The 19014-nt window shown below is 40.3% G+C and carries 18 protein-coding genes; 4 read left to right on the top strand and 14 right to left on the bottom strand.

The genetic code is table 11. The features are described 5' to 3' along the window. Positions 1 to 30 precede the first annotated feature (30 nt). Genes P0Y49_18405 through P0Y49_18390 form a run of 4 tightly spaced genes read left to right on the top strand, consistent with a single transcriptional unit; the run spans position 31 to position 3292 of the window. The gene (locus P0Y49_18405) at positions 31 to 573 is read left to right on the top strand and encodes a DUF1599 domain-containing protein (GenBank protein WEK18753.1); all 543 of its coding nucleotides are present in this window, start codon (positions 31 to 33) and stop codon (positions 571 to 573) included. Continuing rightward, a complete protein-coding gene (locus P0Y49_18400; GenBank protein WEK18752.1) occupies positions 573 to 1724 on the top strand; it encodes a DoxX family protein in 1152 nt (383 codons plus the stop codon). Before P0Y49_18405 ends, P0Y49_18400 begins: the two co-directional genes overlap by 1 nt. 2 nt (positions 1725 to 1726) lie before the next feature. After that, positions 1727 to 2782 carry an ABC transporter permease gene (locus P0Y49_18395; protein WEK18751.1) on the top strand — a complete coding sequence of 352 codons (1056 nt, stop codon included), beginning with the start codon at positions 1727 to 1729 and terminating at the stop codon, positions 2780 to 2782. Beyond that, entirely contained in the window at positions 2783 to 3292 is a 510-nt protein-coding gene (locus tag P0Y49_18390) for a shikimate kinase (protein WEK18750.1), read from the top strand. 20 nt (positions 3293 to 3312) lie between these two features. Here P0Y49_18390 and P0Y49_18385 read toward each other — a convergent pair whose 3' ends face one another. From P0Y49_18385 to P0Y49_18320, 14 genes are all read right to left on the bottom strand, one after another. Next, entirely contained in the window at positions 3313 to 3771 is a 459-nt protein-coding gene (locus P0Y49_18385) for a DoxX family protein (protein WEK18749.1), read from the bottom strand. A 90-nt stretch (positions 3772 to 3861) separates the two neighbouring features. Continuing rightward, on the bottom strand, positions 3862 to 4671 hold the full coding sequence (gene truA / locus P0Y49_18380; protein ID WEK18748.1) for a tRNA pseudouridine(38-40) synthase TruA: 810 nt from the start codon (positions 4669 to 4671) through the stop codon (positions 3862 to 3864). A 16-nt stretch (positions 4672 to 4687) separates the two neighbouring features. Continuing rightward, on the bottom strand, positions 4688 to 6655 hold the full coding sequence (locus P0Y49_18375; protein ID WEK18747.1) for a family 20 glycosylhydrolase: 1968 nt from the start codon (positions 6653 to 6655) through the stop codon (positions 4688 to 4690). A gap of 52 nt (positions 6656 to 6707) precedes the next feature. After that, positions 6708 to 8120, bottom strand: coding sequence for a D-alanyl-D-alanine carboxypeptidase/D-alanyl-D-alanine-endopeptidase (gene dacB, locus P0Y49_18370; GenBank protein ID WEK18746.1), 1413 nt, complete (start codon positions 8118 to 8120; stop codon positions 6708 to 6710). 82 nt (positions 8121 to 8202) lie between these two features. After that, positions 8203 to 9195: an aspartate-semialdehyde dehydrogenase gene (locus P0Y49_18365; protein WEK18745.1), complete on the bottom strand. Its 993-nt coding sequence runs from the start codon at positions 9193 to 9195 to the stop codon at positions 8203 to 8205. A 157-nt stretch (positions 9196 to 9352) separates the two neighbouring features. After that, positions 9353 to 10228, bottom strand: a complete 876-nt coding sequence (locus tag P0Y49_18360) for a sugar phosphate isomerase/epimerase (GenBank protein ID WEK18744.1) — start codon at positions 10226 to 10228, stop codon at positions 9353 to 9355. 11 nt (positions 10229 to 10239) lie between these two features. Beyond that, positions 10240 to 11121 (bottom strand): TIM barrel protein, encoded by an 882-nt coding sequence (locus tag P0Y49_18355; protein WEK18743.1) that lies wholly within the window; start codon positions 11119 to 11121, stop codon positions 10240 to 10242. An 11-nt stretch (positions 11122 to 11132) separates the two neighbouring features. Then, positions 11133 to 12359 carry a nucleoside permease gene (locus P0Y49_18350; GenBank protein WEK18742.1) on the bottom strand — a complete coding sequence of 409 codons (1227 nt, stop codon included), beginning with the start codon at positions 12357 to 12359 and terminating at the stop codon, positions 11133 to 11135. A gap of 33 nt (positions 12360 to 12392) precedes the next feature. Next, on the bottom strand, positions 12393 to 13088 hold the full coding sequence (locus tag P0Y49_18345) for a DUF1080 domain-containing protein (protein WEK18741.1): 696 nt from the start codon (positions 13086 to 13088) through the stop codon (positions 12393 to 12395). A gap of 86 nt (positions 13089 to 13174) precedes the next feature. Continuing rightward, positions 13175 to 14632 carry a Gfo/Idh/MocA family oxidoreductase gene (locus P0Y49_18340; protein ID WEK18740.1) on the bottom strand — a complete coding sequence of 486 codons (1458 nt, stop codon included), beginning with the start codon at positions 14630 to 14632 and terminating at the stop codon, positions 13175 to 13177. Between the two features lie 25 nt (positions 14633 to 14657). Then, positions 14658 to 15071 carry a c-type cytochrome gene (locus P0Y49_18335; protein WEK18739.1) on the bottom strand — a complete coding sequence of 138 codons (414 nt, stop codon included), beginning with the start codon at positions 15069 to 15071 and terminating at the stop codon, positions 14658 to 14660. Between the two features lie 9 nt (positions 15072 to 15080). Then, on the bottom strand, positions 15081 to 16139 hold the full coding sequence (locus P0Y49_18330) for a sugar phosphate isomerase/epimerase (GenBank protein ID WEK18738.1): 1059 nt from the start codon (positions 16137 to 16139) through the stop codon (positions 15081 to 15083). 6 nt (positions 16140 to 16145) lie between these two features. Continuing rightward, positions 16146 to 17306: a Gfo/Idh/MocA family oxidoreductase gene (locus tag P0Y49_18325; protein WEK18737.1), complete on the bottom strand. Its 1161-nt coding sequence runs from the start codon at positions 17304 to 17306 to the stop codon at positions 16146 to 16148. Further along, on the bottom strand, positions 17306 to 19009 hold the full coding sequence (locus P0Y49_18320; protein ID WEK18736.1) for a GMC family oxidoreductase: 1704 nt from the start codon (positions 19007 to 19009) through the stop codon (positions 17306 to 17308). Before P0Y49_18320 ends, P0Y49_18325 begins: the two co-directional genes overlap by 1 nt. Between the last annotated feature and the right edge of the window lie 5 nt (positions 19010 to 19014).

The following is a 19014-nucleotide window of genomic DNA, read 5'->3' as shown; positions in this document are numbered from 1 at the left end:
ACGGGTTTTGAACTTATTATTTTAATTGTTTTGGCAACAAATACATCTCAGGAATTCGACGCTGTTATCGCGGTTTGCAAATCGCTTTTTTTAAAGAAAACAAAAGACTACGGAACAGCATGGAGAATATTAAGACCGGCTTCTATAACTGACCAGATTTTTATTAAGGCGCAGCGTATTCGTACATTAGAAGAAAAAAAAGTCTCCAAAGTAGGGGAGGATATCACTTCCGAATACATTGGTATCATTAACTATTGTATAATTGCCATGATGCAATTGGAACTAGGGGAGAATGATCCTTTAGAAATGGGACTGAATGCTGTAGAGGGCGGTTATGATGCAAAAGTAAATGAAACCAGGGAATTGATGTTCAACAAAAATCATGATTATGGCGAAGCCTGGAGAGATATGCGCATCAGCTCATTGACCGATCTGATCCTGATGAAAATCTTAAGGGTAAAACAGATAGAAGATAATTTAGGGCAAACGCTAGCCTCAGAGGGTATAAATGCCAATTATCAGGATATGTTAAATTATTCAGTTTTTGCATTAATTAAATTAGGTGTTCAGTAATGAGAAAGATTACATTAAATTTTTCGAGGATCTTTGTTGGTGTCCTTTTTATTTTTTCAGGATTAATTAAAGCTAATGATCCACTGGGATTTGGCTATAAGCTACAAGAATATTTTGATGTATTCCATATGTCCTTTTTGGGCGGTATGGCTACCGGAATCGCCATATTGCTTTGTGTATTTGAAATCGTATTGGGTGCTTTGTTGTTGTTCGGCTTTTGGAGCAAGAAGGTAACAACCGGATTACTGGCCGTAATTATCTTTTTTACCTTCTTAACTTTTGTATCTGCTGCCTTTAAAGTAGTTACATCTTGTGGCTGTTTTGGAGATGCAATTCCCTTAACCCCATGGCAGTCCTTCTCTAAAGATCTTGTCCTGTTGGTGTTGATCATTTATTTATTTATAAGTCATGACCTGATCAAACCTGTTACCACAAACTTGAAAGTACAGCAAGGACTATTTGCATTTGTAACCCTGGCTTCTACATTATTTGGTGTGTTTACTTATAGCACCTTACCTGTTTTAGATTTCTTGCCTTATAAAGTAGGTGCAAACCTTCCTCAGTTAATGAAAATTCCTGAAGGAGAAAAGGGTGATGAATATGCCATCATGTATAAGATGCATAACAAGAAGACGGGCGAAAAGAAGGTAATGAGCGATAAAGATTATTTGAAAACTGAGATTTGGAAGGACCCCAACTGGGAAATTGTAGGCGATCCGGATAAAGTTTTGGTTAAAAAAGGTTATGAGCCTAAGATCAAAGATTTGCTGATTACTGACGCTTCCGGTACCGATTATACCAAAGAACTGATAGAGAATCCTTATTACAATCTTGTAATTGTAGCTTACAACTTAAATGATGCAAACGAGAAAGCCATGGCTCAGCTCAATGCATTGGCATTAAATGCAGCAGAACAGTTTAATATTAGAACAGTTTTGTTAACTTCTAATTCAGCCAGCGATGTAGATTTATTTAGCAAAAGGATGAAATTGTTTGCAGAAGTATTTTATGCTGATGCAGTACCTTTAAAAAGTATGGTTAGATCAAACCCAGGTGTATTGTTACTTAAAAATGGGGTAGTGATCAACAAATGGCATTACAACACTGTGCCATCTTTTGATAAACTTGCTGATATGTACTTTAGTAAATAACGATGTTCCAATACGCCGTCAAAAAAATCTTATATGGATTTGCTGTAATGGCAGGCGTCATTGTAGTGGTGTTTGTTTTGTTTAACATATTGCCCGGTGATCCTGCAAGGATGACCATGGGGCAGCGGGCAGACGTATCTTCTATTGAAGCTGTGCGTAAGGAATTTGGATTGGATAAATCTAAATCTGCTCAGTTCTTTCTTTACCTGAATGATCTTTCCCCACTCGGTATTCACGAGAACACCACAGAGAGTAAAGATAAATATCATTATGTAAAACTGATTTCATTTGGCAATGAGGTATTGGCACTTAAATGGCCTTACCTACGGCGCTCTTATCAAACAAAACGTGATGTGACCACAATATTATCCGAAACTGTGCCCAATACTTTCATACTGGCGCTAACAGCCATGATATTTGCAACCCTGATTGGCGTATTTCTAGGTGTGCTTTCGGCAGTTCATAAAGATACCTGGATAGATAAAGCTGCCAATTCATTCGCTATTCTAGGTATTTCGGCTCCATCATTCTTTGCCGGCATCATTATAGCCTGGCTGTTTGGGTTTTTATTGAGTGATTATACAGGGCTCAATATGTCGGGAAGTTTGTACAGCTATGATCCTTTTAAAGGAGAAATCATGACCTGGAAAAATCTATGGTTGCCTATGATTACTTTGGGTTTAAGACCCCTGGCTATTATTGTTCAATTAACCAGGAGTGCCATGCTCGATGTGTTGGCACAGGATTATATCCGCACTGCCCGTGCAAAGGGACTAAGTCGCAATGTAATCATTTATAAACATGCTTTAAAAAATGCACTAAATCCTGTGATCACAGCCATATCAGGTTGGTTTGCCTCTTTGCTGGCAGGATCTTTCTTTGTAGAGTATATATTTGGTTATAATGGACTCGGCCGTGCAACGGTAAATGCGCTTGAAATGTCTGATTTTCCCGTAGTAATGGGCTCCATTCTTTTTATTGCATTCGTATTCGTAATAATTAATATTTTGGTAGACGTATTATATGCCTTTGTAGATCCAAGGGTAAAACTAGTGTAAATGATGAAGATTTTTTTAATAGGTTTTATGGGCTGTGGTAAAAGTACAATGGGGAAAAAGCTGGCTGTAAAACTAGGATACGAATTTATTGACCTTGATCATCAGATTGAGAAAAGTCTGGGTACAACAATAGGGGCTTATTTTTTAACACATGGTGAAGCAGCTTTCAGGAAGTTGGAGAGTGAAACACTAAAGAACTTTGATTACCCTGCAAATGCAGTTGTGGCAACAGGAGGAGGTGCTCCCTGCTTTTTTGATAACATGGAATGGATGAATACGAATGGCCTCTCTATTTACATTGAAATGCCTGCCGCAGCTTTGGCCAAACGTCTGGAAAGTGGTAAGGAAAAACGACCCCTGTTAAGGGAGCTTAATGAGGCCGAAATGATTGAATTTATCGAAGGTAAACTCACTGAGCGGGATGTGTTTTACAAGCGCGCCCTGGTAACTGTAAATGGAATTAGCCTCACCGCTGATGCGATGAGGGCTATGATATTGAGCAGGCAATAAATATTTACTGCTATATGTTTTTATGGTCTGAAAATGTTAGGCCTTTTTTTCATGGCTTGATCCACTGAGTACGGTCCTGAACCCACAATCCAGAACAACACCAGCAATAGCAATACAATGATGGATAACCATAGCTCATTGTTAAGCGCTGAAAATCCGTGCGACAGGTTGACAAAGAATACAGCACATAACAAAATTGGAATCTGAATAACCGACGCAAAGCGGGTAAGCAGTCCAATGGTAATAAAAAGGCCACCTACCAGATGCACAAAGCCAACAATATGTAATCCTGCGCTCGACATGAAGCCTGAGAAACCATAAGTGCCGTTTCGCAAAATCATGTCTTGAAGTGCCTCCGTATTGCTTACAATAGCAATACCTTTACTAAAGATGAGCAAGCCTAATACAATTCGGATAACATCCAGCCATTTGGCATGATGGACATCGCCCCAGTGCTCAATTTTTTGAATAACTGTCATACAGAATGCCTTCTTTTTAATGAAGGTCCTCAATTAAAGTTAACAAAATTTAAGAATAGAAACAACAGTAAAATATTAACAACAAGAGGTTTATAGACGTTCCCAGGATAGGTCGGCCTGCATTTGTAGAACAGAAGAGAACTGTTGCCTCGGTGCCAGATTCAAATAAGGGTAAGTAACTTTAGATAAATAAAGTCCCTCAGGGTGTGCGGGAGTGATTAACTCCGGCGTTTTATTATTGATCAGATAACTTTCAAACTCTTCTACACTCAATACTCCTTTGCCAATTTTTAACAATTGTCCCATAATGATCCGGATCATTTTACTTAGAAATCGATTGGAGGAAATCTGGAAACGAAGGTGATCACCGTTCTTGTCGACTGATAAACTGGCTGATTTGACATAGCATAAGGTATGCTCGTATTTATCGGGGCTCGTGCAAAAGGCTTTATAGTCTTTATAATTTGGCAATATGGCTGCTGCCTGTTTCATCTTGTCAAAATCCAGCTTATCCAGCAAATAAAACGAACTCAAACCGTTTAAAAAAGGATTCTTATAAGTATGTATAAAATAGTCATACGATCGTTGTACGGCATCAAAACGAGCATGTTGCATGCCATCCATAGGGATAATGTCGAAAATAGCAATGTTGGCAGGCAGCACCTTATTCATCCTGAACATCAGGTCGAAATCCCAGGGCTGCTCCACGTCCATATGAAAGAAGAACTGACTGGCATGTACACGCGCATCTGTACGGCCACAGCCGTTAATAAATACAGGCGTTTTTAATACCTGGCTAAGTGCTTGCTCAATAACTCCCTGTACATTCATTACCCCTGGTTGTTTTTGCCAGCCATTGTACTTTAAGCCGTTATAGCCTATATGAACAAAATATCTCAATCTCTTTCTGTTAATGTTATTTTTTCCCTGCGCGTTTGTTCAGCTCTTCGATGGGCATGTTCATCATTCTGCCTATTGGAGTTTTACCCCTGTAGGTAATTACTTTTAGCATGGTCGCATCTTTTGGTGGTGTCAGTTTTTCTGTGTACTTCGGATAAAAACGGTCAGGGAAAGAGTTGTCGAAACTGTAATAAATATCTAATCCCGGAACTTCCGTGCTCAGTTCTATCTGCAATTGCTTGTCGGCCGATCTGCTTACTTTAAAAATAGGATCATATACACTTGGTGCATATTTAGTTTCGGCCATATCCAGGCGCTTAAAGTGCTGCTCTACCCTGCCAAAAAAGTTTAGCCAGTTTTTTTTGGCTGGGGGCGACCAAAGTGATTCTGCAATTGCCATTCCCCTTGGCCAGGTCATATATTCAGCTTGACGGATATTAAATACCTGTTCAGTCCATAAATTACCCTGTCCGCCTTTGATATATTTCGGATCAACCTCTGCCGGTACCGGTTCAAATTCGTAAGCTTTGCTTAAACGTAGAGAAGCATATACCCTCGGTTCAGTTATAGCATCCGCTTGCATATAATCCAGGTAAGCGAAAGCAGTTGGAGTCATTACCACCTCATGTTGCTTTTTAGCTGCCTCAACACCATATTTTATTCCACGCCATGCCATCACAGCTACGCTAGGCGATAGGTCGTCATTTAATATCTCATCCCAACCTATAAATTTCTTTCCTTTGGCTTCCACCATTTTTTGTATACGCTTTTCAAAATAGCCCTGTACCTGGTGCATATCTTTTAATCCCTCTTTTAGCATTAATGCTTTAACAGCATCACTTTTCTCCCAGTAATTGAACGGAGCTTCGTCGCCACCCATATGGATATATTCAAATGGGAAAAGTGCAGCGATCTGCGTAATGATCGTATCTAGAAAAGGATATACTTTTTCATTGGCAGGGCAGAGCGTATTGTCTACCATAGCCAAAGGAGGGGCCCCTCTAGACCAATCCATAATCCGTTCACCAGAACGTACTTTGTAGTTTTCAGCACCTGGGGTACAAGACAATTCAGGATAAGAAGCAATTGCAGCCAAACTGTGACCTGGGACATCAATTTCAGGTAGAATATTTACAAACCTTTCCTTTGCATATTTTACCAGTTCCTTAATGTCTTCCTGTGTATAAAAACCACCATAGTTCCTTGGTTCATCAGCTGTGGGTGGAGTGAAATTTCCAAATTCGCCTACTTTTTTTACACTCCATGCACCCACCTCGGTTAACTTAGGTAAGCCTTTTATTTCTATTCTCCAACCTTCGTCGTCTGTAAGATGTAAATGAAGAACGTTGTATTTATAGCGTACCATTGCATCGATATACTGCTTTACCTCATCCTTTGTGAAAAAATGTCGGGCAACATCAAACATTAAGCCTCTCCAGCCTAAACGTGGATAGTCTGTAACCTCAACGCAAGGCGCTTTCCATTCTATGCCCTCCATAAGTTCTTTACTCTCGATGGCCACAGGGAACAACTGAAGCAGACTTTGTACCCCATAAAATAACCCAGCTGGCTTATTTGCCTTTATGCTGATGTGTTTGGGAGTTACAGATAACTGGTATCCTTCTGTCCCAAGTATCGGATCAGTTTTATCATTTAACGATAGTTTAATGTTTGCTATTACAGATTTACTACTTGTTGTGGACACATAGCTGCCTGTAGGAATGGATAACCGCTCCTTTAAGAAAACAAGGAGCTGATGTGTTTCCGGTATAGCGGGGCATTGTATCGTTACATTTGCAGGTAAAGTAAAATGTCCTTCATGTTTAACAAGGGTTACCGGTTCCGGTATAATGGCTATCTCTTGAGGCAGGGGCTTAACAGGATCTGGTATTTCTAAAGAGATGGGTGGGGGCGAAACGGAAGTCTGACCAATAACAGCACAACTTAGTAAGCAAAAACACAATAGTGAGAGGATATTCTTCATTTAACGAATGTTTAACAGATTATAAATTTTGGAAACGGATGCAATTTACCAATTACTTTAATGCATCCAATACTGTAAATAGTTTCTTGTTAATGCCAGAGCCCGAATAGTTGTTGATATTGATGACAATGATATATTTATTGCCAGCCATACTAGTATAGTAACCTGCAAAAGCTGAAACATTGTTTATCGTCCCACTTTTTATTTTCATGCCATTGTATTCCGGGAAGGCCTTGTAGTAGTCGCCAAACCAGACTTCTTTTTGCGCTTGAAACAGAACATTGGCTACGGCCATTGTTGTGATACGGTTTGCCGGCGATAAACCACTTCCATCAATAATATTCATGGCATTCTTATCAATGCCCTTATCAGCCCAAAACTTAATTTCGGTTGTAGCACCATCCGCTGTTGTAGCAGCTTTACCCGATTTTATGGCAACAGCTTTCAGTAGGGTTTCTCCATATAAATTGATGCTCTTTTTTAAAAACCAATAAGTCATTTCCGACAACGTAGGCGAGGTTATGGTACTGATTTTTTGCGTAATCTCTGCAATAGGACGCTCATTGAGCGCCATGATACGGGTTGTAGTTGCCGGTTGTGTTGCAATGATACCCAATAGCTTTAAAGTATCTTGTAGGCGGTAGGCGCAATCAAAAGCCGGATCGGGGAGGGCAGCAGAAATGCTTGATTTACCATGGTCTATACCCCATGTGCCTCTTACATAGGCTACAGTACCATAAGGGGGTAAAAAAACATATGCATTATCTCCTGTGCCCTGAGTACCGGTTTTAAGTTCATTCGCAATTTTCAGATAAGGAATTTCAGGAACCGTTTTTAATATTTTAACGGGCTCATTTACGCTCAATCCTGATTTTAAATATAAATCAAACTGGTTTTCACGCCAGGATAGTCCAGAGGTGCCGGCTCCATAATAATTTCCCATATCCTGCCAGGTCCAGCCTTCAGGTGTAGTTTGCGTACCAAATATGCGGTCGTCGCCAATAATAGCCCCTTCAATTTTTTTTATGCCAGCCTTTTTAATTGCAGCAATCCATTCCGTCAGTACAGCCCGCTCTTTGTTTTGGTATCGGTCAGACCCTAAAGTTGGATCGCCGCTTCCAACAATCATCAAATCCCCTTTTAAAATTCCTTCAGCAGTAATATTTCCGGTATAAGCTAAAGTCGTCTGAAACTGAAAATCTTTTCCCAGTACATTAAATGCTGTAGCAGCGGTGATCACTTTTAATGTTGAGGCCGTTGCTAAACCTACCTGCTCATTACGGGTAAACAACGGTTTTCCAGTATTGGCATCCAAAACGCAAAGCGAGGTGGTGGCATATCTGGTCTGTGGGTCTAACTGAAAAGCATTGTAGGCTTTTTCCAGCTTCTGTATAGGGCTTTGTGCAAAAGAGAAGCTAATGATGAACAGTAAGAGTGAAAATGGGAATATTGATTTTTTAGACATAAGCTTTTAAAAAAGAAAAGTGATGTATGTATAACCGGTAAGAGCTATTCATACATCACTTTAACGTTTATAATTTATAAAATTATACCAGTTTGTTTTTTACCAGGTATTCAGCAATCTGAACAGCGTTTGTTGCAGCTCCTTTACGTAGGTTGTCAGCTACAATCCACATGTTCAATGCGTTTGGTAAAGACTCGTCACGTCTGATCCTTCCCACAAATACCTCATCTTTCTCATGCGCATCTTTAGGCATAGGATATTTAAGGTTTGCAGGATCATCAACTAAAATGATGCCTTCTGTATTCGCCAACAGGCTTTTTACCTCAGCTACATCAAAGTCGTTTTCAAACTCAATGTTTACCGACTCAGAGTGACCGCCCATTACCGGAATACGTACTGTTGTAGCCGTAACTTTAATGCTATTGTCGCCCATAATTTTTTGGGTTTCCAAAATCATTTTCATCTCCTCTTTGGTATATCCATTATCCTGGAAAACATCAATCTGAGGGATTACATTTAAATCGATAGGATAAGCATAAGCCATAGGACCGTCAGTTATTCCTTTACGCTCGTTCATCAGTTGCTCAACAGCTTTTACACCAGTTCCGGTTACAGACTGATAAGTTGAAACAACTATACGTTTGATCTTATATTTATCATGAAGTGGTTTTAAAGCCACAACCATTTGAATAGTTGAACAGTTCGGGTTTGCTATGATCTTATCGTTAGCCGATAATTCACTTGCATTTACTTCAGGTACAACCAGCTTTTTCGACGGATCCATGCGCCATGCAGATGAATTGTCGATTACTGTAGTACCAACTTCAGCAAAACGTGGGGCTTCAGCTAAAGAAGTGCTGCCACCTGCAGAAAACAACGCAATATCAGGTCTCATCGAAATCGCAGTATCCATGTTTACAACAGCGTACTTCTTACCCTTGAATGTGATTTCCTTACCAACGCTCTTTTCAGAGGCTACAGGGATCAATTCGGTTAACGGGAAGTTACGCTCTTCTAATACTTTTAACATTACGGTGCCTACCAGACCGGTGGCTCCAACTACTGCAATCTTCATCTTTTTTTAATTGTTGTTTTACTTGTTTTTAATTTATTTAATCAATTGTATTTATGGTGAAATAATAAGTCTTCAAATATGGGCATTTTTTCAATCATAAAAAAGGGAAGTGGCTTTTGCTAACCACTTCCCTTTTAATTTGTTAAGATATATCTTATTAAATCAGCTCGCGGTTTACATAATCAAAGCTTTGCTTAATGCTTACAAATGGATCTTTCGAAAAATTCTCCTGTTCCACAATTAAGTGCTCCAATCCAGCCTGCTTGGTATGTTTATAAATGTTCTTGAAATCTATCGTGCCAGTACCAACTTCAGTATTTATACCATTATTGGTCTTATCCATATCCTTTACATGCCACATCGGAAAACGGCCAGGGTATTTATTAAATAATGCAACAGGATCATTTCCTGAGCGTACTACCCAGTACAAATCCATTTCAAATCTGATCAGTTTTTTATCTGTTTCGGTTAGCAAAATTTCATACCCTGTAGTTCCGCCCTCATGCTGTTGAAATTCAAAATTGTGGTTATGATAAGCTAGTTTTAAACCTGATTGTTTCGCTACTTCAGCCGCTTCATTTAAACGCCCGGCAATCTTTTTATAATCTTCAAGTGTTTTTCTGATCGGTTCACCTAAATAAGCAATGGTAAAATATTCATTGTTTATGCCGGCAGCACCTTCTATCAAAGGTTTTAGCAGTTCTTTGTTACCAGTGCTTAGGAAATTATCAATACCAAAATGACCACTTGGTGAAGTTAGCCCATTGGTAGTAAGTAAGCTTTTAAAAGATTTGGGATCCATACCCCAATATCCATTTGTTGGCGAATAACTGTAAGTTTCTACCTCTTTGTAGCCTGCCTGCGCAATTTTTTCTATTACGTCTTTTACATTATGAGGGAGTTGATTCCTCAAAGTATACAGTTGCAGCCCAATTTTTCTTCCAGCGGGAGCACTGTAAGCAAGGGATGGTAATAAGAATGCTCCGGCGGCGGCAAGTCCTGCTTGTTTAATAAAAGTTCTTCTCGACTTCATATAGTTTGAATTTAAACGTCGCAAATATTTACGGCATCTCTTAATGATTTAATTTTATCTGCGTACTTAGGAATAAACTCCTGAGCTACATAGCCCTTAAATCCTGTTGCAAGGATCGCTTTCATAATGGCTGGGTAAAACAATTCCTGTGTATCATCAATCTCATTTCTGCCAGGTACACCTGCTGTATGATAATGAGAAATATATTGATTATAGGTTTGAATATTACGGATCACATCTCCTTCATCAATCTGCATGTGATAAATATCGTATAGCAATTTGAAGTTTTCAGATCCTAGCCTTTTAGCCAATTCAGCACCCCATGCTGTATGGTCACATTGATAATCCTTATGGTTTATTTTGCTGTTCAAGAGCTCCATAACCAATACTACACCATGCTTTTCGGCCAGTGGTAACACCTGTTTTAAACCGTCAACACAGTTTTTTAGCCCGGTTTCATCATCTTTACCACGTCTGTTGCCACTAAAGCAGATCAATTGTTTATAGCCTGCTTCTGCAACCTTAGGAATCATCTCCGAATAGTTTTTAATCAGCGTAGCATGAAACTGTGGGTCATTCCATCCATCTACTAAATTGATCTCTGCACCATTACACATAGATGAATATAAGCCATGTTTTTTTAGTGTAGGCCAATCTTTAGGGCCTACAAGATCAATGGCTTTAATGCCGATTTTTTTTGCTTCGATACACAAGTCGTCCAATTCCATTTTTCCAAAGCACCAGCGGCATACTGAGTGGTTTATATTTCCTTTTAGCATGGTGGATTTTGTTTGTTCCAAAGCAAAAGTGGGGATAGCTGCTGAGACGCCTAAAGCGGCTGTTCCGGCAACAATGTTTTTCAATGCAGTTCTTCTGCTTAAATTTTTACTCATTGGTTATTAGATTAAGCCTCAACTTTCTTTTTATCATTAAAAAATAGCGCAAATAGCAAGAATACTATAAATGCTATACACGAAGGAATGATCCAGATCATTTTCCAATCGAAAGATCCATCAGCAGCTTTGTAAGTATCAGTGATGATACCAGCAACTTCAAATCCAATAAGCATACCAATACCATAAGTGGCCAGGGTAATTAAACCTTGTGCAGCACTTTTGTATTTTTCGCCTGCGGCGGCATTGGTGTAAATCTGCCCGGATACGAAGAAGAAATCATAACAAATACCATGAAGCGCAATACCGATGATAAGCATAAAGCTCAAGTCGCTGGCATTACCATAAGCGAATAGGGCATAGCGAACGCCCCAGGCAAGCATACCTACTAAAATGGTCTTTTTGAAACCAAATCTGGTGAAGAATACGGGTAATAACAATAGGAATAGCACTTCAGAAACTTGCCCGATAGTCATTTTACCTGTAGGATTTTCAAGACCTACATTAGAGAGGAATGAATGTGCATTCTGATAATAAAAGGCCAGTGGAATGCATATAAGGATAGAAGAGATAAAGAATACAGCAAAATTCTTATCTTTTAATAGTTTTAGAGCTTCAAGGCCAAGTATTTCTGATATTTTTACCTTCTCACCCGACGCAACTTTAGGAGGTGTTTTAGGTAATGTAAAACTAAATAAGCCTAAGATTAGAGAAACTACTGCACCCATCATGAAGGTGTTTTTCAGCAAACCATCTTTTACACTCAGGTCACTATCCCAATGAAATACATAGCTGATTAACAATCCGGCAGCTATCCAACCTATGGTTCCCCAAACCCTAATGGTAGAGAATTCTTTTTCAGGATCATTCATTTGGTTGAAAGACACAGAATTGACTAGTGCAAGCGTTGGCATAAACAAAATCATGTAAGCTAGTACATAAGGGTAAAATGCAGTTATTTCTGTGGCACTGTACATCTGGTACATTAAAAAGGCGCCAACTAAATGCAATATGCCAAGGATTCTTTCAGCATTAAAATATCTGTCTGCAATTAGCCCAATAATGAAAGGTGCGATGATAGCACCCCATGATTGAGTAGAAAAGACGGCGGCTGATTGACTCCCCGTAGCGCTAAGGTTGTGCCCCAGAAAGGTGCCAAGTGTCACAAACCATGCACCCCAGATAAAGAATTCCAGGAACATCATGGTTGATAATTTGATGCGGTTGTTTAAGTTCATGTTTGGTTGTTTAGTTCTTTTTTTATGGATCTATTATAGCTGTTTAATCATGATATTGCGGTACCATACTTCATTTCCATGATCTTGAAGCGCTATTTTTCCAGATTTAAATGTACCCCAATCTGGCCACTTTGCAAATTTACTTCCGGCAATAAGCGTTTTCCAGTTGTCGTCCCAAAGTGTAGTTGATACTACTTTCACACCGTTTAAGTATTGTTCCAGTTTCCCGTCTTTGCAAATGATTTCAGCTGTATTCCATTCGCCAACAGGTTTTACCGGCTCAGAACTACTTTTAATCAAATCATATAAATCTCCTGCACGATGCTTGGCAATCTTGCCATCACTATGACCTTCGTTATCCAATACCTGCATTTCTAAGCCCGTACTATAAGTTTGATGGTATTTTGAGGGATCTTCTTTTACATAATAAATAATTCCACTGTTACCTTTTGGGGCAATTTTCCAGTCAATTTTTAAATGAAAATTGCTGTATTCATTATCAGTTACCAAATCCCCACCACCATCACTATCCCCCTTGGGGTCAAAATGCAAGGTTCCATCTTCAATAGTCCATTTTGCACCGGCAGTAGTTTTTCCGTAAGTATGCCAACCTTTAGTTGTTTTACCATCAAATATTTTAGTAAAACCTTTTTTGTCTGATTGAGCCCGAGTAACGCCACCACCTAGTAGTGCAGTTAATATAATGGCCGAAAAGATATATTTTTTCATGTTCTTTGGTTTTCTTTTCTGATTAAAGATTAAGGAGCAAAGACCTCGCGACTTAATCAATTTTACTTTTTCTTCATCTTTGCTCCTTAAACACCGAGTGACCACCCTTTGCGGTATTCACGTTTTACAAACTGATTCACTTCATCAAAATTGGTGATCTTCATGTTGGCATTGTCCCAAAGTAATTTGATGTTTCTGCCTGGATACTTGATCTTGCCTTCAGCATTTTTTCGTTGTATGTCAGTACCTCTAATGGCCAGATTCGCCATTAATAATGATTCTGTAAGTGGACCAGCAATAGAGAATGGGGAGCTTAGCACTTTTTTGCCATAACCGGCAATACAAGCCTCAACCCATTGTCCGTAATGACCATCAGCACCACCTTCAACACGAGCAAATTTTTGTGCTACCTTGATGTTTTCATTTCTGCTTAAAGGAAGTAAACGTGGATTGGCACCATAAGTACTAGCCATCATTTTACCTTTTGTCCCAACAAACAATGTCCCATTTCCGCCATCACCAAATGTATCGTTTGCCGCCAGTTCCTCAGGACGCTCAGGCTGTATACCGCCATCCATCCAGTGTACCGTAATGTCACCATTTGTTTTATTGGTTTTAGGGAATTTTAAGGTCACGTGGCTTGATGGTGGACAGCTGTCAGGGAAGTACCCTCTTTTAAACTCATCTACATATACAGAACCCACACTTGCCTGCACTTCAGTAGCATATTTTAAATTTAAAACACTGAAAGGTGCTTCCAGGAGGTGACAGCCCATATCTCCAAGAGCTCCGGTTCCATAATCCCACCAGCCACGCCAGTTGAAAGGAACAAGTTTTTCTACGTAATTCCTATAAGGAGCAGTGCCTAACCATAAATCCCAATCAAGATCAGCAGGTACTGAAGCTGCGTTGGCCGACCATGGAATACCTTGCGGCCATACCGGTCTGTCGGTCCATGCATAAATGGTATGCACATCGCCAATTAAATCGGCATCGTACCATTCTCTCATCAATCTGGGGCCATCATTTGATGCACCTTGATTACCCATTTGTGTTACCACTTTATACTTTTCGGCCGCTGCAGTTAATGCACGGGCTTCAAAAATATCGTGGGTTAAAGGTTTTTGAACATAGACATGCTTTCCCAGTTGCATAGCTGCAATAGCTTGTATGGCGTGATTATGATCCGGTGTAGAAATAGAAACCGCATCAAAATGCTTCGCTTCTTTGTCCAGCATTTCACGGTAATCTCTATAGTATTTCGCTTTAGGGAATGCCTTTACACTATTTGCAGCCCTGCTATCATGTACATCACAAAGGAATCCAATATCAGCCTTCCCGCTTTTGTAGAAGTTAGCAATATCCGATTGACCCTTACCACCGGCACCTATACTGGCAATAGTAAGTTTGTCACTAGGTGCCAAAAAACCTCTTCCGCCCAGAACATGGCGCGGCACAATCATAAATGCAGAGGCTGCAATAGCTGTTGTTTTTAGAAAGCTACGTCTGGATGAAGCCTCCTGGTTTTTTTTTGCGTGGTTCATTTTTGTGTGGTTCTTGTTGAGGGTGTTATTTTTTGAGCGATAAAATGTAGCTAACCATTTTTTTCGCATCGTCTTTACTTAAAGCCGAGTGTGGAGTCATTGGAATCTCTCCCCATACTCCTTTACCTCCCGCAATAATTTTATCTGCCAGGTGATTTACATTTTCATCATTTAAAGGGTATTTTGCTGCGATATCTACGTAAGCAGGACCAATTACTTTCTGTACTTTATTGTGGCAACCAATACAGTCTGATTTAGCAATTAGTTTTTCTCCTTCCCCCTTAGGCGCGGTAGTTTCAGCTTTGGCAGTCGTCTCAGTAGGTGTTGCCGGAGTTTCAGTTGTAGTAGCAGAACTTGTAGTTGAAGAGCGCTCTTCAGGACTTGAACATGAAGCCATTGCCAATACAAAGCAGCCCAGTATAAATAGTGTTTTTTTCATTTTATTGTTTTATTGATTCAGACCTAAAATCCTATTGTTGAAATCATCATCCCCACCAGAGGAAGCAAAATCATCAAAAGCTCTGTCTGTTACTTTAATAATATTTTTTTTAATAAACTCAGCACCTTCTTTGGCGCCAACCTGAGCATCTTTTATACAGCATTCCCATTCCATTACTGCCCAACCTGTATAATCGTATTGAGCCAATTTACTGAAAATGGTCTTGAAATCTACCTGTCCATCTCCAGGCGAACGGTACCTTCCGGCACGGTTAGCCCAACTTTGATAACCGCCAAAAGCACCTTGCCTACCTGTAGGATTAAACTCTGAGTCTTTGACATGGAAAGCTTTAATACGCTCATGATAAAAGTCGATATATTGGATATAATCCAGTTGTTGCAATACAAAATGCGAAGGATCATATAGCAGACAGGCGCGGGGATGGTGGTTTACCTTCTCCAGGAACATCTCGTAAGTGATACCATCAAACAAATCTTCTCCTGGGTGTATTTCATAACAAACGTCTACACCACAAGCATCAAATTCATTAAGAATGGGCATCCATCTTTTTGCCAGTTCTGTAAAGCCGGCATCTACCAAACCTTCAGGACGCTGCGGCCATGGGTGGAACATGTGCCATAATAAGGAACCGCTAAAAGTAGCATGTGCATTTAAGCCCAGGTTTTGCGAGGCTTTTGCCCCATACTTCAATTGTTGTACAGCCCATTCTGTTCGGGCTTTTGGGTTGTTTTTATAAGCATCTGGTGCAAAGGCATCAAACGCAAGGTCATATGCAGGGTTTACCGCTACTAACTGTCCTTGTAAATGAGTCGATAATTCAGTAATCTCCAATCCGTAAGACTTCACTTTTCCTTTTAGCTCGTCGGCATAAGTTTTACTCTCTGCTGCTTTCTGTAAATCGATGAAACGTGCATCCAGCGTAGGCATTTGTATACCTTTAAATCCAAGGCCTGCCGCCCATTCACAAATGGCGTCCAGAGAATTGAATGGGGCCTCATTTCCAATAAACTGGGCTAAAAAAACTCCTGGTCCTTTAATCGTTGTCATGGTGTATTATATTTTAAAATCAAACCATTTCTGATCCGACTGGCTTGAAGCCACTGTGTTTTCAATAAAAGCCATTCCTCTGACGCCATCTTCCACATTGGGGAAGTCGAGCATCACTGCTGTTGGTGTGCCACCTTGTAGTTTTGTCCTCAAGGTTAGTGCGAAGTTTCTGTAGATGTTAGCAAAAGCCTCAAGGTAACCTTCAGGATGGCCTCCCGGTACACGAGTGTTGTGTTTAGCAACATCAGCCAAATATGCCTGTCCGGCACGGTATACTTGTGCTGGCTGGTCTAACCATTTAATAATTAAAGTATTCGGTTCCATTTGGTGCCATTCCAAACCACCTTTTTCTCCGTATACTTTAATTTTTAAGGCATTCTCTTCACCGGCAGCAATTTGTGAGGCCACTAAAACTCCGTTTGCACCATTGTCAAATTTAAGCAGCACATTGCCATCATCATCCAGCCCTCTTCCAGGTACCACAATGTTGAGGTCTGCACAAAGTTTAGTAATCTTCAATCCGGAAATGTATTCAGCCAATTGAGCGGCATGAGTGCCTATATCGCCCATACAACCACTTTTCCCGCTTTTAGCAGGGTCGGTACGCCATGCTGCACCAGCATTGCCTTCACGCTCGGTGAGTGTACTCAACCATCCCTGAGGATATTCAACCATGATCTTTCTGATGGCACCCAGCTGACCAGCAGCAACCATCTGTCTGGCCTGTTTTACCATCGGGTAGCCCGAGTAAGTGTGGGTTAAGCATAAAGTTAATCCTGTTTCCTTAACTTTTTGTTGTAACAGTTTAGCCTCATCGAGTGATAAAGTAATAGGCTTTTCAATCACCACATTAAAGCCATGGTCAAGCGCCATCATTGCAGGTGCAAAATGGGCAAAGTTAGGCGTCACAATCGTAATAAAATCTATCCGTTTATCCGCAGGCAATTTACTCTCCTGCGTGATCATCTCTTCATAATTTGAGTAAGTCCTGTCGTCAGGAAGGAACAACATTTTGCCGGATTCCTTAGCTACTTCAGGATTTACACTCAATGCACCGCAGCAGAATTCGACCTGCCCGTCAATATTTGCAGCTATTCGATGAACGGCGCCGATAAAAGCATCTTTACCGCCACCAATCATACCCATTCTAAGTTTTCTATTTTCCATTAAAGGTTACCTTTTTTTAGTTCACTAACCGCAAAGTCGCAGGCTCTGGCAGTTAGTGCCATATAAGTTAATGATGGGTTCTGACATGCGGCCGAGCCCATGCATGATCCATCGGTTACAAAAACATTTTTAACTTCATGCATCTGGTTCCATTTATTCAAAACTGATGTTTTAGGATCATGGCCCATGCGTGCTGTTCCCATCTCATGGATGGCCATACCCGGAGCAGAACCATTGTCAAATGTTTTAATATCCTTGGCACCGGCTGCCTCTAACATTTCAGCCGCGTCATTCATCATGTCAACACGCATTTTTCGCTCATTATCTTTAAACTCACAATCAATGGCCAATACAGGTTGTCCCCATTTGTCTTTCTTGCTTTTATCGATAAATACTTTGTTTTCAAAGTAAGGAAGTGATTCTCCAAATCCGCCAAGTCCCATTGTCCAGGCACCTGGAACAGTCATTTGATCTTTAAAATCACCACCAAATGCCAATTCCGCAACATCAGCATGCCAGTTACCACGACTTCCGCCTCCCTGGTAACCAAAGCCCCTTACGTAGTCACGTTTATCATTACCCATGTTCCTGTAGCGCGGAATATAAATGCCGTTTGCTCTTTTTCCATAGGTATATTTATCATCGAAGCCCTCTATTCTGCCATTCGCTCCACAACGGAAATGATGATCCATTAAGTTGTGTCCAAGTTGACCACTCCCATTACCTAGCCCGTTAGGGAATTCATCAGAAGTAGAATTTAATAAAACGAAAGTTGTGCCCAGTGTTGATCCGTTTACGAATACAATCTTTGCAAAGTACTCAGTAGTTTCCATGGTTTCCGAATCAATAACCACTACACCTTTAGCTTTTTGACTCTCCTTATCATAAATGATAGAGTTTACCAATGAAAATGGGCGCAAGGTTAAGTTACCTGTGGCTACTGCCGCTGGTAGGGTAGACGATTGTGTGCTAAAATAAGCACCAAAAGGACAGCCTCTGCTACAAAGGTTACGATATTGACATTTACCACGCCCGCCGTGCTCAACAGTTAAGTTAGCTGTGCGGCCAATGGTCATAATCCTTGATTTGTTCCATTTGGCTTCAATACGTTTCTTAACCTCCTTTTCCACACAATTCATTTCCATAGGAGGGAGAAATTGACCATCGGGACAAGCAGGCCAGTTTTCGGCCTGACCGCTAATACCTGCAAATTTCTCTACATAATCATACCAGGGGGCAATATCTTTATATCTGATTGGCCAGTCTACACCATGACCATCCTTTAAGTTATCCTCAAAGTTCAGATCGCTGAAACGATAACTTTGTCTCCCCCACATTAATGATTTACCCCCAACATGGAATCCGCGATACCAGTCAAAACGCTTAACTTCTGTATAAGGGCATTCCAGGTCATTTACCCAAAAGCTTTCATTAAATTCGGTATAAGGGTAATCTCTTTTTTGTACCGGATGGGTGTCTTTTTGCGCTTCGGTTAATTTGCCTCTATGTTCAAACTCCCACGGTTTTTTCATGGCCGTGGTATAATCTTTTATATGTTCAATGTTTCTGCCTCTTTCCAGCAATAAAACTTTTAAACCTTTTTCAGTTAATTCTTTTGCTGCCCAACCTCCGCTAATTCCAGATCCTACAACAATTGCATCATAAGTGTTCTGCGCTGTTGCTTTAACATTTAAATTGCTCATTATTT

It is taken from the genome of Candidatus Pedobacter colombiensis (assembly GCA_029202485.1).
In the GTDB taxonomy this organism is placed as follows: Bacteria; Bacteroidota; Bacteroidia; order Sphingobacteriales; family Sphingobacteriaceae; genus Pedobacter; species Pedobacter colombiensis.
The sequence above is the reverse complement of the archived record's forward strand: the minus strand, read 5'-3'. Positions and strand labels throughout refer to the sequence as shown.